Source organism: Arthrobacter sp. RAF14, from assembly GCF_052114185.1.
Lineage (GTDB): Bacteria > Actinomycetota > Actinomycetes > Actinomycetales > Micrococcaceae > Arthrobacter_E.
Map to the genome: position 1 here is coordinate 165,003 of NZ_JBFREG010000006.1, position 15,231 is coordinate 180,233.

General features: G+C 69.0%; 14 protein-coding genes. 9 read left to right on the forward strand and 5 right to left on the reverse strand.

Annotated features, from left to right (window positions below):
• The first annotated feature begins 1,004 nt into the window (after window positions 1-1,004).
• The gene (locus AB4Y75_RS13705) at window positions 1,005-1,217 is read left to right on the forward strand and encodes a hypothetical protein (RefSeq protein WP_441436427.1); all 213 of its coding nucleotides are present in this window, start codon (window positions 1,005-1,007) and stop codon (window positions 1,215-1,217) included.
• 30 nt (window positions 1,218-1,247) lie between these two features.
• On the opposite strand, the gene AB4Y75_RS13710 is transcribed toward AB4Y75_RS13705, so the two are convergent.
• Entirely contained in the window at window positions 1,248-2,315 is a 1,068-nt protein-coding gene (locus AB4Y75_RS13710) for a diacylglycerol/lipid kinase family protein (RefSeq protein ID WP_441436428.1), read from the reverse strand.
• A 205-nt stretch (window positions 2,316-2,520) separates the two neighbouring features.
• On the opposite strand from AB4Y75_RS13710, the gene serS reads away from it, so the two are divergent.
• Window positions 2,521-3,801: a serine--tRNA ligase gene (gene serS, locus AB4Y75_RS13715; protein ID WP_441436429.1), complete on the forward strand. Its 1,281-nt coding sequence runs from the start codon at window positions 2,521-2,523 to the stop codon at window positions 3,799-3,801.
• A gap of 635 nt (window positions 3,802-4,436) precedes the next feature.
• Complete coding sequence (locus tag AB4Y75_RS13720) at window positions 4,437-4,997, forward strand: hypothetical protein (RefSeq protein WP_441436430.1); 561 nt, start codon at window positions 4,437-4,439, stop codon at window positions 4,995-4,997.
• Here AB4Y75_RS13720 and AB4Y75_RS13725 read toward each other — a convergent pair whose 3' ends face one another.
• The gene (locus tag AB4Y75_RS13725) at window positions 4,998-5,555 is read right to left on the reverse strand and encodes a hypothetical protein (RefSeq protein ID WP_441436431.1); all 558 of its coding nucleotides are present in this window, start codon (window positions 5,553-5,555) and stop codon (window positions 4,998-5,000) included.
• 203 nt (window positions 5,556-5,758) lie between these two features.
• Here AB4Y75_RS13725 and AB4Y75_RS13730 point away from each other — a divergent pair, with 203 nt between their 5' ends.
• The gene (locus AB4Y75_RS13730) at window positions 5,759-6,607 is read left to right on the forward strand and encodes an HAD family hydrolase (RefSeq protein ID WP_441436432.1); all 849 of its coding nucleotides are present in this window, start codon (window positions 5,759-5,761) and stop codon (window positions 6,605-6,607) included.
• A 28-nt stretch (window positions 6,608-6,635) separates the two neighbouring features.
• On the opposite strand, the gene AB4Y75_RS13735 is transcribed toward AB4Y75_RS13730, so the two are convergent.
• The 3 genes from AB4Y75_RS13735 to AB4Y75_RS13745 all read right to left on the reverse strand — a co-directional run bounded on the left by AB4Y75_RS13735 (window position 6,636) and on the right by AB4Y75_RS13745 (window position 8,505).
• The gene (locus tag AB4Y75_RS13735; protein ID WP_441436433.1) at window positions 6,636-7,199 is read right to left on the reverse strand and encodes a hypothetical protein; all 564 of its coding nucleotides are present in this window, start codon (window positions 7,197-7,199) and stop codon (window positions 6,636-6,638) included.
• Window positions 7,196-7,810 carry a hypothetical protein gene (locus tag AB4Y75_RS13740; protein WP_441436434.1) on the reverse strand — a complete coding sequence of 205 codons (615 nt, stop codon included), beginning with the start codon at window positions 7,808-7,810 and terminating at the stop codon, window positions 7,196-7,198. Before AB4Y75_RS13740 ends, AB4Y75_RS13735 begins: the two co-directional genes overlap by 4 nt.
• A 206-nt stretch (window positions 7,811-8,016) precedes the next feature.
• Window positions 8,017-8,505, reverse strand: a complete 489-nt coding sequence (locus AB4Y75_RS13745) for an inorganic diphosphatase (RefSeq protein ID WP_066213343.1) — start codon at window positions 8,503-8,505, stop codon at window positions 8,017-8,019.
• Between the two features lie 178 nt (window positions 8,506-8,683).
• Here AB4Y75_RS13745 and dacB point away from each other — a divergent pair, with 178 nt between their 5' ends.
• From dacB to AB4Y75_RS13770, 5 genes are all read left to right on the forward strand, one after another.
• Window positions 8,684-10,108: a D-alanyl-D-alanine carboxypeptidase/D-alanyl-D-alanine endopeptidase gene (gene dacB, locus AB4Y75_RS13750; RefSeq protein WP_441436435.1), complete on the forward strand. Its 1,425-nt coding sequence runs from the start codon at window positions 8,684-8,686 to the stop codon at window positions 10,106-10,108.
• A 66-nt stretch (window positions 10,109-10,174) separates the two neighbouring features.
• Entirely contained in the window at window positions 10,175-11,281 is a 1,107-nt protein-coding gene (locus AB4Y75_RS13755; protein WP_441436436.1) for a zinc-dependent metalloprotease, read from the forward strand.
• Entirely contained in the window at window positions 11,274-12,689 is a 1,416-nt protein-coding gene (tilS, locus tag AB4Y75_RS13760; RefSeq protein ID WP_441436437.1) for a tRNA lysidine(34) synthetase TilS, read from the forward strand. The genes AB4Y75_RS13755 and tilS overlap by 8 nt, the downstream gene beginning before the upstream one ends.
• Window positions 12,690-12,706: 17 nt before the next feature.
• Window positions 12,707-13,258, forward strand: a complete 552-nt coding sequence (gene hpt, locus AB4Y75_RS13765) for a hypoxanthine phosphoribosyltransferase (protein WP_066213334.1) — start codon at window positions 12,707-12,709, stop codon at window positions 13,256-13,258.
• A gap of 296 nt (window positions 13,259-13,554) precedes the next feature.
• Entirely contained in the window at window positions 13,555-15,129 is a 1,575-nt protein-coding gene (locus AB4Y75_RS13770; protein ID WP_441436438.1) for a glycoside hydrolase family 32 protein, read from the forward strand.
• The last annotated feature ends 102 nt before the right edge of the window (window positions 15,130-15,231 follow it).

Below are 15,231 nucleotides of genomic sequence, written 5' to 3' on the forward strand. Positions count from 1 at the left end.
GCGACTGTTCATCCGTTCCGAAAGAGCCTTTGCTCGATCGCAAATTTCTGAAAAAACTTGCCGAGGTAGATACTCCGCGCTAGCTTCGCGTATCACTTCTCCAAGATACGGGTCTCGCTGCTGCAGGTCCTTCCGCCTACGAGGCAGGGAAGTGTAGCCTTTGCGAGCTTCTGCCCCATCCTTTAACCCGGCCCACATCAGAAAGTAGACCACTGGAACGCCGGCCAGGAGGAATATTCCGAAGAGCAAGTTTGCAAACCAGGATGGCTGGATGATTCCTGTGAATATAACAATATATATAGTTCCTGACACGCAAGCGAACAGAGTCGTCACTCGGAGGAGATATTTGTACAGCACGTAGGCGGATGGGCCGGCGAGCATACCTTGTTCCTTGTCTGGCACTCCGCCCATCCTCTCAATGTACCGATCGATATCGGTAAAATATTTGCTGGAAGAGTTCTTGAGAACTTGGACACTTCGGTTCCGCCTAGGCGTCCCCAGAGGTCTGGCCGGCGAGGGAAGATGCAAGCGAGAACAGCAGGACGGTGCCAAAATCGCGCAGGCAAAAAACCGCCCATCCCTGAAGTGCTCAATGGGACCTCATGATGCCTATCGAGTGGCGAGTGACGCCCTCCCCCGACGCCTATTGTCGATCGGAGACTACGCCCGGGTGGCACGCATCACAAGAGTGCTATGAACATTCCGGCGGAATGTTCACGGATCGGCGTAGCGGCAAGGGTCCCGAAAGTCAGCCCAAACCATGACCAGAAGCGGTCAGACACACAAGCCCTTGATCTCGCGGCCACGCCAGCGGTCCAGGGTCCAGTAGGCGTACTCGCACTGAGTGTCCCGCCCGCTCGCTCCGGCGGCGTGCCTCTATCTGACGGATGCCCGGGCGCGTATGCTTACCTGAACATTTCGGGTCTCAGCTGGTCCGCGGCACAGCGGATCGGAGCGGGCCCGTCACGCCGTCCCACGCGGGACGTTCCGGACAGGGAGGCAGCATGAGCGAGAACGATGGTCAGGGAATGATCGTCAACCCCGTGCCCGACACGGACAACCAGGACTGGGACGGCGATGAAGCGGATCGCGCCGACCGCCTGCGCTTCGCCGAGGAACAGGCCATGATCAAGGAGCAGTCGGAGCACCATCATCAGGATGACTCCCTCCGACGCGCTCAGCAGCAGGCCGACGAGGAGTCCGGCGAGGCCAAGTAGCCCGTCGTCCCGGGAGGCGTCCCGCGGTCGTCAGAGTTCGGGTCGCACCCGCACCGAGAGGGACTGCGGCCAGACCTCCACACTGATCCGCGTCGCGGGGCCGGACGGGTCGCCGTCGAGCTGTGTCTCCATGGGTTCGGGGCTCCACACGGTCATCCGGTTCACGGCGTAGGAGCGCATGATCGGCAGGACGCCGTTGTGCTTGAACACGACCTTCAGGTACATGATGATCCAGCCGGCCACGCTGCGCGGGCTGATCACCACGGCATCCAGCAGACCGTCGTCCACCATGGCGTCCGGGAGGAAGTCGAGGCCGCCCGGCACCAGACCGCAATTGGCGAAGAGGATGCTGCGGATCTTGCGCTTCTGAGGGTTCGCGCCGTCCAGGCTGATCGTGACCGCCTTGCGCCGCCCGGCCAGATGCCGGACGCCCGCGGCCATGTACGCCACCCACCCAATGGTCTTCTTGAGGTCGTCGCGCGTGTCCACCAGGACCTCGGCGTCCATGCCGATCCCGGCCATGACCAGGAAGCCGTGCCGCGTGACGGTGCCGTCCACCGAGTTCTGCAGCTCCGCCGTCGCGGTGTCGATCCGCCGCTCCCAGCCGAACAGCGCCGCTCCGATGCAGCCGCGCACGTCGGTGACGTCCATCTGAAGGTTCCGGGCCAGGAGGTTCCCGGTGCCGAGCGGGATGAGCCCGAGCGGGACGTCGCTGCCGGCCAGGACTTCGGCCACGGCGCGGACGGTGCCGTCGCCGCCCGCCGCGAGGACGGCGTCGTACCCGTCGTCCAGAGCGGTGCGCGCCTGGCCGTAGCCGGGGTCCTCCACGGTGGTCTCCAGGAAGACCGGTTCGGGCCAGCCGGCCGTCTGGACGGCGTGCCGGATCTGATCGCGGGCACCGGCGGCATTGTTCTTCACCGGATTGATCACGACGGCGACCCGTTGGGGCCCGGCCATCGGAGCGTCGACGGGACCGGCCACCGCGCTGCGGCGATGGATCGCTTTGAGCCGGCGTGCGCCCCACCAGCCGGCGACGGCGGACGCGGTGAACGCCGCCGCGCCACCCGCGAAGAGAACGTACTGACCAGTCTTCCCCATAGTGCTCCTAAGCGTACCTGCGAGGGGCCCCGTCCGAGCGAAGCGAGGAATGGGGTAGCAGGAAGCGGTACCTGCGAGGGGCCCCGTCCGAGCGAAGCGAGGAATGGGGTAGCGGGAAGCGGTACCTGCGAGGGGGACCGCTCCGGCGGGCCCCCTCCATCCCGCCACTTAGCAGGGATCGAACCCTATTCGATACCCTTGGACCGTGATCGACGTTAAAGAACTCATTGAGAATCCTGAGAAGTTCCGGGCCAGCCAGCGCGCACGCGGTGCGGACGAGTCTCTGGTGGACCAGCTGGTCTCCGCGGATGCCACACGTCGATCCGCTCTGACCCGGTACGAGAACCTGCGGGCAGAGCAGAACGCCTTCGGCAAGCGCGTCGCCCAGGCCAAGGGCGAAGAGAAGCAGGCGCTGCTCGCGGAGGTCAAGGAGCTGGCCGCCAACGTCAAGGCGGCTGCCGCCGAGGCCGACGCCGCGCAGACCACCCAGGACGAGCTGCTGCGCGTCATCCCGAACCTCGTTCTGGACGGTGTTCCGGAGGGCGGCGAGGACGACTACGTCGTGGTGAAGACCGTCGGCGAACCGCGCGAATTCCCCGACTTCGAGCCCCGCGACCACCTCGAGATCGGCGAGCTGATCGGCGCCATCGACATGGAGCGCGGCGCCAAGGTGTCCGGTTCGCGCTTCTACTTCCTCAAGGGCGTCGGCGCCCGCCTGGAGATGGCGCTGCTGCAGATGGCCATGGACCAGGCGATCGCCAACGGCTTCGTCCCCATGATCACCCCGACGCTCGTGCGCCCGGAGACCATGCAGGGCACCGGCTTCGACGTCAAGCACGACGCCGAGATCTACCGTCTCGCCGAGGATGACCTCTACCTGGTGGGCACCTCCGAGGTGGCCCTGGCCGGCTACCACGGCGACGAGATCCTGGACCTGTCCGACGGTCCCATCCGCTACGCGGGCCAGAGCTCCTGCTACCGCCGCGAGGCCGGTTCGCACGGCAAGGACACCCGCGGCATCATCCGCGTCCACCAGTTCAACAAGGTGGAGATGTTCGTCTACACCAGCCTGGAGAACGCCGCCGCCGAGCACGAGCGCCTGCTGGCCTGGGAAGAGGAGATGCTGGCCAAGTGCGAGCTGCCGTACCGCGTGATCGACACGGCCGCCGGTGACCTCGGATCCTCCGCCGCCCGCAAGTTCGACTGCGAGGCCTGGGTCCCCACGCAGGGCGCCTACCGCGAGCTGACCTCCACCTCCAACTGCACCGGGTACCAGGCCCGCCGCCTGAACATCCGTGAGCGGGTGTTCACGGAGGACGGCACCCCCAAGGGCACGCGCGCCGTCGCGACCCTGAACGGCACCCTGGCCACCACACGCTGGATCGTCGCGATCCTGGAGCACCACCAGAACGCGGACGGTTCCGTCACGGTCCCGGCCGCCCTCCGCCCGTACCTGGGTGGCCTCGAGGTGTTCCCGGTCCTCTAGGGCCGGCTGATCACCCACGGTTGACACCGCTCGGAGATCCCCGTCCCTGTGGTCTTTCCCCCGCGCTATGGCGCTAGGGAAAGACCACAGGGACGAGGATTCTGGTTTTCCACACAGAGCAATCCGCTCCCAGACCATCGCACGTCGCACGATGGACTGTTCGCATGGAATTCCCGGAATTCACCTTCCTGACCGTGGGGCGAGGTACCGATCCGCGCACCGCCCGGAGTCTCAGCCGGAATTTCGCCGCAGGCCGGCTCGTTCGGCTGCGGCGTGGCGTGTACATCCCTATGGAGGAGTGGCTCGGAACCACCGCGTGGGGGCGTTACGCCGCGACGACGGCGTCCCTTTGTGTGCCCGGCTCCCCTCCGGTCTTCTGCCGGGAGACGGCGCTGTCCCTGCACGGCTTCAGCCTTGCCAGAGTGCCGCTCACGGTGGAGTACCTGACGGGCTCGTCGTCCAGTTGGGGCCGGAAGCCATCGCCCAGGCTGTATGGCAATGTGCCCCAAGCGGCAGAGACCTGGGGCCGGATACAGCCGGACACCCGAAGGACGCTGCCTGAAGGATTTCGCGACGCGCGTCGGCCAGGAGCCGACCACAGGCCTGTTCACCTTGGGGTGGCCCATCTTGGCGTCGTGCTTCCCTTGCAGAGGCTGGAGGCTGTCCTCCTGGACACCTTGCACCGCATGCCGTTCCCCGATGCTGTTGTGGTGGTGGATGCCATCGCGTCCCGCGACCCGAGGATCAAACGTCCGTGCAGTCTCGAGAGCCTGGCGTCAGTTCTTCCCGATCTGCGATCGGCCGCTGCGCGGGCACGGACCAGGAGAGTGCTGGAATTCGCCGATCCGACGGCGGAGTCGGTCGGGGAGTCGTTCAGCAGGGCCGTGATCGAACAGCTTGGTTTCGAAGTTCCCGAATCTCAGTTCCGGGTCAGGGGGCAGTACGGGGAGATCGCTCGGACGGACTTCTGCTGGCGCAGCCGGAAACTCGTGGGTGAGTTCGATGGGGTCATGAAGTACAGCCGTGCCCGGGACTTCAGTGGCAAGGATCCGGCGCAGGTCGTGGTCGAAGAAAAGCTCCGCGAGGACAGGATCCGGGCCGAGGGATACCAGGTGGTGCGCTGGGTCTGGGGCGACCTCATGAGACCCGAACTGCTGCGGGGGAAGCTCCTGAGGGCCGGGGTTCCGAGGCAGTGACTACAATTCCCCGTGCTTGCGGTCCTTCCCTTGCGCTTCGGCGCCGGGGAAAGTCCGTAAAGCCGGGGACTTCGCCTTCCCCCGCAGCCGCCGGATTCCCTTCCCCAGGAACACGAGCGCCACCGGGATCAGCAGGAGGAACGTCACGAACATGCCGACGCCCCGGAAGTAGATGCCCCAGGTCTCGTAACCCTCCACGACGGCGCGGGACGCGTTGCCGGGTTCGTGGACCACGGTCACCTGGTCGCCCAGGGCCGGGTGGAGTTCGCCCGGGATCAGGGCCCGGACCGTCAGGGTTTCGCCGGCGTCATCGTAGTAGGCCGCGGTGATCTGGCGATTGCTCGCCTTCTGCCCATCCTCGACCGTGACCACGACGCCGGGTGTCCGGGTCCCGTGGGCGAGGAGGTCGTCGTCCTGGGCCGTCATCACGAAGCCGGCCACCGCGAACGCCGGCCCGATCAGCAGAACCGCGAAGAACACCACCGTGGTCAGCCACCCTTTGGCCCTGGTTCCGGCCCGGCTCGTCGCCTTTCCAGCAGTCGGTCGGTTCTCCTGCATCGTGCCCTCTCATGCCTCTCCGCGGGCCGTGTGCCTGCGGACCTGTGCTGTGCGTGCAGCCCGGACCGGTGCCGCCAGGCGAACATCCACACTGTGCGCAACGCTGTGAGTATTAACCTACGGGCCCCGCTGTTCACACCGAATTCACGCCCTGCTGTGACCTGGCTCCTGGCCCGGCGCGCCGGGGAGTGCTTCACTGAAGCATGACCATTTTGACTGAACATGCAGTCGCTGACATCGAAGATCAGCAGCAGAATCCCACCGCCCACCTCATCGCCCTGGACGTCGACGGAACCCTCGTGGACCACGACGGCCACATGTCGCCCGGCGTCCGCGAGGCCGCCCAGGCCGTCGTCGCCGCAGGTCACCAGGTGATCATCGCCACCGGCCGTTCGCTCGGCGCCACCCTTCCGATCGTGGAGCTCATCGGCCTCACCGAAGGCTACGTGGTGTGCTGCAACGGCGGCGTCACGCTGCGCCTGGACCCTGCCCTGACCGACGGGTACGAAGTCATCCACCGCGAGACCTTCGACCCCGCCCCCGCCCTGACCGCGCTGCGCAAGCGCCTGCCCGTGGCCAAGTACGCCCTCGAGGATTCGGAGGGCCGTTTCCTCTCCACCGAGCGCTTCCAGGACGCGAGCTTCGGCGTCGAGGCCACCGCCGTCGACTTCCACGACATGCTCCAGGCCGAGGCGGTCCGCGTGGTGGTCTTCAGCTCAGAGAACACGTCCGAGGACTTCACCGAGGCGATCGCGGGCATCGGCCTGAGCGGTGTCACGTACTCGGTCGGCTGGACGGCCTGGCTGGACATCGCCGCGGCCGGCGTCACCAAGGCCAGCGCGCTCGAACGCCTCCGTGACTCGCTGGGCTGGGACGCAACCCGCACGCTCGCCATGGGCGACGGCCGCAACGACGTCGAGATGCTCGCCTGGGCGTCCCGCGGTGTCGCCATGGGTCAGGCGCCCGAAGAGGTCCGGGCCGTGGCGGATGAAGTCACCGCCTCGGTGGACGACGACGGCGCCGCGCACGTCCTGCGCAGCCTCCTGGCGTAGCGCCCGGCTCAGCCTCAGATCCCCAGCCTCAGATCGCGCCGCCTGCGGCCTCCCGCAAGAGCCGGGCGGCCAGGGTGCGCCCGAGCAGCTCCTCATGCCAGCCGGTCCGGCTCAGGGCCTTGCTGACGGCCTGGGTCGTGATGCCGAGCGCCGAGGCCACGGTCTTGTACTGGCCGCGCACCCCCGGGGTGAGGAGATCCACCACGCGCCATTCCGCCTCGGACCGGTCCCCGATGATCCGTGCCACGAGCCGCAGGGCGCTCTCCGCATCCGCGGCGGCCTCCGGCGACTCCCCTCCGACGGCCACGGCATAGCGGACCTGGCCCTTCTCGAGCGCGATCAGGGCTCCGGTCGCCAGGTCCCGGGCGAAGCGCGCCGAGGTGTCGTCCACACCGTGCGCGGCCCCGACCGCGGCGAGCAGACCCGGATGCCGGGGCGCCAGGAGGGCGGCCAGCGCGGCGTCGTCGGGGTCCTGCGTGGTCAGCCACCAGGTCGCGGAGGCCTCAGCCTTCCGGGCCCCGAGGGCCTGCAGTGCGACGGACGCGTCCGGTGCCGTTCCGGAGACGCGGAAGCAGACGGCGTAGCTGTTCATGGGTGTCGTCCTTCGGAGACGGGGGCGCCGGCCGAGGGGGCGCCGTCCGCTGCCGGGTCGGGGACCGGCGGCATTCCGAGCGCCAGCCCGGAGCGGAGGTCGATGGCCGTGAACTTCTCCGTGTAGCCGTCGCCGCCACTGGTGCTGCCCTCTGTGAGCGAGAGGATCAAGAACACGATGTACAGCGGGGCGAACGACCAGCACAGCGCCCGCCAGCCGCCCAGCCAGGCGCCTGCGGGGGTGCCGTCGCTGATCCGGACGCCTCGCATGCCGGCGGCGAGATCTCCCAGCGTGCCCGTCCGTCCGCAGATCATCCCGTAGAGGAAGACCACCACGAACCAGATTCCCACGGCGATCCCGGCGTAGGCCCAGAAGCTGGTCTGGAGGGTGATGGACAGGGAACCCAGGGCGAAGCTCTGGACCAGGGCGTTGAACACCGCGATCAGCGAACCGGCGACCACCAGCACCACCACCGCGTCCAGGGACCTGCCCCAGAAGTGGGGCCACCCCTTCTTGGTGACGTAGAGCTGCCCGGTCCGGGGGTGCCGGAGCACGGGCCGGCCCGTGACGGCATCGACGAAGCCGGTGCGCTCCGCGGTGTTCTCACTCATCCGGTCGTCCCTCCGAAGATCCCTGGGTCCGGGCCGCGTTCCCGGCCTCTCTGCAACTGTAATGGCTGGGCCTGGCCCGGGTGGGGCGGACCCCGGCGCCTCCCGCGCTTCCCCCGCCACGACGACGGCGACCCGCCGCAGACCGTCAGTGACAGTCGCGCGGCGGGTCGCCGTCGTCGTGCGTCCGGGGCGTGCCCCGGCGGGGATCAGTGGCCCTGGGCCTGGAAACGCTCGATGGAGGCCTGGAGCTCGGCCTCGGCGGCGGCGCGGTCGGACCAGCCGGCGGCCTTGACCCACTTGCCCGGCTCGAGATCCTTGTAGCGGGTGAAGAAGTGCTCGATCTCCTTGATCAGGAACTCGTCCAGATCGCCGATCTCCTGGAGGTGGTCGAAGCGCTTGTCGGCGGGCACGCAGACCACCTTGGCGTCGCCGCCGGCCTCGTCCTCCATGTTGAAGATGGCGATGGGGCGGGCTTCCATCACGATGCCGGGGAAGAGGTCCACATCCGGGTAGTACACGAGGGCGTCCAGCGGATCGCCGTCCTCACCCAGGGTGTCGTCGAAGAAACCGTAGTGGGTGGGGTACTGCATCGAGGTGAAGAGGACGCGGTCCAGGCGGACGCGGCCGGTCTCGTGGTCCACTTCGTACTTGACGCGGGAGCCGCGCGGGATCTCGATCGTGACGTCGTGCTTCATGGGAACTCCGTAGCTTTGTCGTGCCGCCGTGCGGCGTGAGGTACTGAGCGACAGGCTCTGACCCTGCCGCCGACTACTATTGAGGATATAGCCACGGCCCGGGATTTTCTCCGGCCGGGCAGCCCGCAGCAGGCCCATGACGCCGCCGGGCCGGGACGGTGACAGGGGATTCACACTCATGAGCAGGCTGGTGCGCGCCGCGGGTTCGGCCCTCCTGGTGGTGGCCCTGCTGGCGCTGATCGTCCCCCTGGGCATCCACTGGTCCGGCGCCACGCTTTTCGCCGCACCGGAGCCCTCGGTGAGCACCCCGCCGTGGCAGCTGCCGCCCAGCACCCCCGCCGCGCAGAGCGGTGGCCTGCGCTCCAGGGCGCCGCAGCCCTCGCCGTCCGCGCTGTCCTCTCTGCTGGGCAAGACCCTGGTGCCCGACGGCGCGGGGAGCTTCGCCGCCCACGTGGTGGACGCGGAGACGGGGACCGTGCTCTACACGAACAAGGCGGAGGAGGCGCGGACCCCGGCGTCGAACATGAAGCTGCTCACCGCCGCCGCGGCACTCCAGGCGCTGGGGCCGGACAGCCGCTTCACCACGGAGACGCTCCGCACGGGACCTGCCTCCGTGTCGATCCGGGGTGGGGGAGACGTTCTGCTGACCGCGGGGGAGTCCCAGCCGGACAAGGTCATGGGCCATGCCGGACTCGCGACCCTGGCCGGCCGCACGGTCGACGCGCTGCGTGCCGCCGGGGTCAAGGGGAAGGTGACCGTCGCGGGGGACGCCGGGCTCTTCAGCGGGCCGGCGCTGAACCCCGCCGTGGATCCCGGCGACGTCGAGGCCGGGGAGACCGCCCCCGTGGCGCCCCTGGCGCTCCACTCGGCCCGCCTGGACCCCGACGTGCTGACCGGCCCCCGCCCGCAGGACCAGACCGCCACGGTGGTCAAGGCCTTCGTGGCGGCCCTCAACAAGGAGGGGGCTTCCGGCAAGGCGGGAGCCTCCGGTGGCGCCCTCACGTTCGTCGCCGGCGGTTCGGCGGGGACGGGCACCGTCCTGGCGGGCGTGGAGTCGGCCACCGTCGCCGAACAGGTGTCCTGGATGCTGCAGCATTCGGACAATTTCCTGACCGATGTGCTCGGCCGGATGGTCGCCGTGAAGTCGGGGCGCCCCGGCAGTTACACGGGCGGGATCGCGGCGGTCCGGAGCGAACTCGACCAGCTCGGACTGGACACGCGCGGCATGGTGATCGCGGATCTGAGCGGTCTCTCGGCGGCCAACCGGGTCAGCCCGGCTCAGTTCACCGCGCTGATCCGGCTCATGACCACCGGGTCCAACGCCGCGCTGCGGGCCGCTCTGGACGGCTTCCCGGTGGCGGGGCTCAGCGGAACGCTCAACGCCCGGTACGGGGACGCCTCCAGCAAGGGCGGCGCGGGCCTGGTCCGCGCCAAGACCGGGACGCTCAACACCGTGCTCAGCCTGTCGGGCTATGTGGTGGACGCCGACGGCCGGCTCCTCGTCTTCTCCTTCATCGGGAACGGCCTCACGCCGGGCGCGGCGGGCAACAAGGCCGCCCTCGACGATTCGGCGACGGTGCTCGCCGGCTGCGGCTGCCGCTGAGGCGATCCGCCCGCATCCGGACCGAAAGCCCGGTGAACTGTCAGTCCGGTAGGGCAGGATGGTGCCATGAGCTCTCAGCCCACTCCCGCACTCATCGACTGGAATCTGGCCGCGGCCACCGCGGCACGGCTTGCCCCGGCAGGTCCCCGATTGCGCCCGGCCGAGATCGCGGCCGCGGTGCAGGACATCCGCGCCAAGGCCGACGCCTCGGTGGAGCACGTGCACCGCATCACCGGCCTGGAAGCCGCCCGGGACCTGCGGGACTCCCAGGTCCTGGTGGTGGACCGGGCCGGCTGGTCGAAGGCCAACACCCAGGGCTTCGCGGCCATGATGACCCCCGCCCTGCACGCCTTCCGTGAACGGCTGGCCAAGGACATGACCCCCGGAGGGGCCAAGGTGGGCGGCGCCATCACCGGCGCGCAGATGGGCTCGGTCCTGGCCTTCCTCTCCAGCAAGGTCCTGGGACAGTACGAGCCTTTCTCCGCGCACCTCAACCAGGGGGAGGGTCAGGCGGGACGTCTCCTGCTGGTGGCCCCGAACATCGTGGAGATCGAGCGTCAGCTGGGTGTGGACCCCGACGACTTCCGCCTCTGGGTCTGCCTGCACGAACAGACGCACCGGGTGCAGTTCGCGGCCGCCCCGTGGCTCGCCGGCTTCATGATGGAACAGATCGGCCGGCTGAGCGGGTCCCTGGTGGACAACGCGGGGTCGTTCCTGGAGCGGGCCTCGCGTGCCGTGGTGTCCCTGAAGGAGGAGCGCCAGGACCCGGACGCCCCCAAGGGATCGATCACCGATCTGCTGCAGGGCCCGGAGGAGAAGGCGATCATGTCGCGGCTCACCGGGATCATGAGCCTGCTGGAGGGCCACGCGAACGTGGTCATGGACGCCGTCGACGCCGATGTGGTGCCCAGCGTCCGCACCATCCGTCAGCGCTTCAGCGCGCGCGGCAAGGACCGCGGCGTGGTGGAGAAGTTCTTCCGCCGCCTGCTGGGCCTGGACGCCAAGATGCGGCAGTACACGGACGGCGCGCGCTTCGTCCGCGCCGTGGTGGACCGCGTGGGGATGGAAGGCTTCAACAAGGTATGGGAGCGGCCCGAGAACCTGCCCACCGAGGCCGAGATCCACGACGCCGACACCTGGCTGGTGCGTATGGGGCTCGCGGGCGGTGTCTGAGCGGGAACCCACTCCGGCGCCGGACTTCACCGCCGGCGCGGCGGGGCGCGGATCCGGCACTGCTGCGGACCTGCACACCTCCGCGGACGTGGCGCACGACGTCGGCATCTGCACTGATCTGGACCTGGCAGCAGACGCTGTGACGCCGCGCGGCCCTGGTTCCGGATCTGATCTGGACGTGGCCGCGGACCCGGCCTCCGGCCCGCACGGCCCGCGCGCCGAAGCCGGCCCACATACCGGGGACGCGGGACCGGGCGACGTCGCACGGCTCCGCGGCCGGCGCAGCAAAGGGCGGCTTGCCCCGGTGCTGGGCACCGCGCGCCTGCACCTGCGCCAGACTCTCGAGGACGAAGGATTCCTCCCGAGGAATATCGCGCGCGGTCAGCGAGCCCTCGATCCCTCCGGAGCCGGGCCGGTGAAAGTGCTGGTCGCGCTCAGCGGTGGGCCCGATTCGCTGGCCCTGGCCGCAGCGGCCGCCTTCTATGCCCGGGGTGGCATGTTCCAGGCCGGGGCTGTGGTGGTGGACCATCGACTGCAGGAAGGCTCCGCCGAGGTGGCCGAACGCGCCGCGGCGCAGGCCCGGGGGCTCGGCCTGGACCCGGTGTCCGTGGTGCCGGTGACCGTTCCCGTCACCGGGGACGGTCCGGAGGCGTCCGCCCGCACCGCGCGGCATGCCGCCCTCGAGGAGGTCGCCCGGGACACCGGATCGCACGTGGTCCTCCTCGGCCACACCCTGGACGATCAGGCCGAACAGGTCCTCCTCGCTCTCGCCCGCGGTTCCGGCACCCGCGCGCTGGCGGGCATTCCGCGCCGCAGGGACTTCCGCGGCGGCAGCTACCTGAGGCCGTTCCTGGACCTGCGCCGGGAGGACACGGAGGAGGTCTGCCGTGCGGAAGAGCTGGAACCGTGGCAGGACCCGAGCAACGCGGACCCCGCCTTCGCCCGGTCCCGGGTGCGGACCGTGGTGATGCCGTTCCTGGAGGAGCAGCTCGGCCCCGGCGTCGCGGACTCGCTGCACCGCTCGGCCCACATCCTGGCCGCCGACGCCGCCTTCCTGGATGCGGAGGCCGAACGGCACTTCTCCGCGCTGGCCACGACCTCGGAGGATGGCGCCATCGAACTTCCCGAACAGGGTCTCCGCAACCTTCCGGAGGCCCTGCGTGTGAGAGTGGTCGCACTCGCGGTGACCGCGCTGGGAGGTTCGCCCAGTTACGAGAGGCTCCAGGCCGCCGTCGCGCTCCTGAAACGGCAGGGAAGCGCGGGTCCCGTGCAGTTGCCGGGCAAGGTCGGTGTCCACCGTCTGCCGCGGCCCAAGGGGGCGCGCAGAGGCAGCGGGGAGTATGGGAAACTGGTGCTCAGGAGTACCGGGGGTCGCGCGCCAGACGCGGGACTGACAGGCCAAGGCTAGAAACAACAGGAGTCAGGGTGGATTCGCAGGACGTCCAGGCAGATCTCAAGGAAATTCTTCTGACCAAGGAGGAGATCCAGCAGCGCATCACGGAACTCGCCGCACAGATCGACAAGGATTACGAAGGCCGCGATCTGCTGATCGTGGGCGTGCTGAAGGGCGCGGTCATGGTGATGGCCGACCTGGCCAGGGCGCTGCACAGCCACGTGACCATGGACTGGATGGCGGTGTCCTCGTACGGTTCCGGGACGCAGTCCTCCGGCGTGGTCCGCATCATCAAGGACCTCGAGACGGATCTGCTGGGCAAGCACGTCCTGATCGTCGAGGACATCATCGACTCCGGCCTGACCCTCTCCTGGCTCAAGGCCAACCTGGAGTCCCGCGGCCCCGCGAGCGTGGAGATCTGCACCATGCTCCGCAAGCCGGACGCCGCCAAGGTCGAGATCGACGTCAAGTACGTCGGCAAGGACATCCCCAACGAATTCGTGGTCGGCTACGGCCTGGACTACGCCGAGAAGTACCGCAACCTGGACTTCGTGGGCAGCCTGGCCCCGCACGTCTACGAGTAACCACACCCTTTCCGGAACCCCGTCCGGACACCGCCCGCGCTAAATCGGCAGGGAGGCGTTCCGGGCGGGGTTTCGTGCTGTCCGGGGCGGTGGCCGGGCCAGGCCGGGCGGGGCGTGACGGTTCAGGTGGGTGAGGTTCCGTGGGCGTCGCTTCGCGGTTCGGGCGCCCTTGCTGACTTCGGGCGCCCCCATTGCGGCGCCGGAAGTCGATAAGGGCGCCGGAATGCCGGGGAGGAAGAAGGCCCGGAAGTGTGACCCGGCTACCGTTCCGGGGGCGGATGCCGTTTAATGGCTCCATGCCCCACAATCCTTGCGCTGATCTCGACACCCTGGACCTAACACGTGTTAGGGCGGCCGCTCCCGAGCGTCGTCCGGTCCTGCACTACACGGCGGAGAAGAGCTGGCTCAACGACCCCAACGGCCTGATCTTCCACCATGGGCTCTATCACCTGTACTACCAGAACAACCCGTTCGGGAACGTGTGGGGCAACATGTCCTGGGGTCATGCGACGTCGGTTGACCTGGTGCACTGGGAGGAGCACCCCGTGGCCATCCCGTGCGAGGAGGGTGAGGCGATCTTCTCCGGCAGCGCCGTGTTCGACGCCCGGAACACCAGCGGTCTCGGAACCGAGGAACAGCCGCCTCTCGTGGCGGTCTACACGAGCGCGTACGCCGCGCCGCACCCCCTTGCGGGACGGCAGGCGCAGTCCCTCGCGTACAGCCTGGACGGTGGTTTCACCTGGACCAAGTTCGCCGGCAATCCCGTGCTGGACCGCGCCTCCAGCGACTTCCGGGACCCCAAGGTGATCCGCTGCCAGGACCCGGCCGGCGACTTCTGGCTCCTCGTAGCCGTGGAAGCGCAGGAGAAGAAGGTGGTCCTCTACCGCTCCGAGAACCTCCGGGACTGGGGGTTCCTGAGCGACTTCGGCCCCGCCAACGCCATCGGCGGCGTCTGGGAGTGCCCGGACCTGTTCCCCCTTCCCGATCCGGAGCGGCCGGGCCGGGAGAAGTGGGTCCTCATCGTGAACCTCAATCCCGGCGGGGTGGCCGGAGGCTCCGGCGGCCAGTACTTCGTGGGCGACTTCGACGGCACGCGCTTCACCCCGGACGCGGGCTCGCTGCTGAGCGACGGGCCCGTGGACGCGGACGGGCCTGTTCCGCCGGGAGCTGAGGACCGCGGTCTCGCGAACTGCCTCTGGCTGGACCACGGCCGGGACTGCTACGCCACCGTCTCCTTCGACAGCGCTCCCGGTGAAGGCCGCGTCCTGCTGGGCTGGATGAGCAATTGGGACTACGCCGGCCAGACCCCCACGGACCCCTGGCGTTCCGGCATGACGCTCGCCCGGCGGGCCACCCTGGTCGCCACACCGCACGGACTGCGCCTCGCCCAGCACCCCGTCCTTCCCGAGCCGAGGGACGGACGGCGTCTTCAGGAAGCCGCCGGGATCCCGCTCGAGCCCGGGGCGCCGTTCGCGTTGGCGCCCTTCCCCGAGGACGCTGCGCAGCGCATCCGCCTGGCGGTCCGGCCGGGTGCCGAGACGCTCACCCTGCGCCTGTTCGACGACGGCGAGCGGGCGGCCGTCGTCCGCTACTCGCCGGAGGAGGGGGTGCTGAGCCTGGACCGCCGGCGGAGCGGCGACGTCGCCTTCCACGAGAAGTTCGCCTCGGTGGAGCACGCCCGGCTCACGCTGCCCGACGGCGTCCTCCGGCTCGACATCGTCCTGGACCGCGGCTCGGTGGAGATCTTCAGCCGGGACGGCCTGGTGGTTCTGACGGATCTGGTGTTCCGCGGGGCCGGCCAGGTGGAGGCGTCGCTGGAGGGCGGCGCGGGTGCTGTGCTGGAGTCGCTGGAGGTGGACCGGCTGAGCTGAGCAGAGGACTGGGAAGTCCCCGGAAAGCGCCTCGGAACGGCTCATTCCGGGCCGGACTTTCGCCCTGAGGGAACTTTTCGCTTCCGATGTGCGTCTGATGGT

Bases quoted from the DNA above. Each gene is read 5' to 3' on its own strand.
- AB4Y75_RS13730 (WP_441436432.1), top strand. From the start codon at position 5,759: ATGACCATTTTGACTGAACATGCAGTCGCTGACATCGAAGATCAGCAG.
- AB4Y75_RS13710 (WP_441436428.1), bottom strand. From the start codon at position 2,315: ATGGGGAAGACTGGTCAGTACGTTCTCTTCGCGGGTGGCGCGGCGGCG.
- AB4Y75_RS13740 (WP_441436434.1), bottom strand. From the start codon at position 7,810: ATGAGTGAGAACACCGCGGAGCGCACCGGCTTCGTCGATGCCGTCACG.
- AB4Y75_RS13705 (WP_441436427.1), top strand. From the start codon at position 1,005: ATGAGCGAGAACGATGGTCAGGGAATGATCGTCAACCCCGTGCCCGAC.
- AB4Y75_RS13770 (WP_441436438.1), top strand. From the start codon at position 13,555: ATGCCCCACAATCCTTGCGCTGATCTCGACACCCTGGACCTAACACGT.
- AB4Y75_RS13725 (WP_441436431.1), bottom strand. From the start codon at position 5,555: ATGCAGGAGAACCGACCGACTGCTGGAAAGGCGACGAGCCGGGCCGGA.
- dacB (WP_441436435.1), top strand. From the start codon at position 8,684: ATGAGCAGGCTGGTGCGCGCCGCGGGTTCGGCCCTCCTGGTGGTGGCC.
- AB4Y75_RS13735 (WP_441436433.1), bottom strand. From the start codon at position 7,199: ATGAACAGCTACGCCGTCTGCTTCCGCGTCTCCGGAACGGCACCGGAC.
- AB4Y75_RS13755 (WP_441436436.1), top strand. From the start codon at position 10,175: ATGAGCTCTCAGCCCACTCCCGCACTCATCGACTGGAATCTGGCCGCG.
- AB4Y75_RS13745 (WP_066213343.1), bottom strand. From the start codon at position 8,505: ATGAAGCACGACGTCACGATCGAGATCCCGCGCGGCTCCCGCGTCAAG.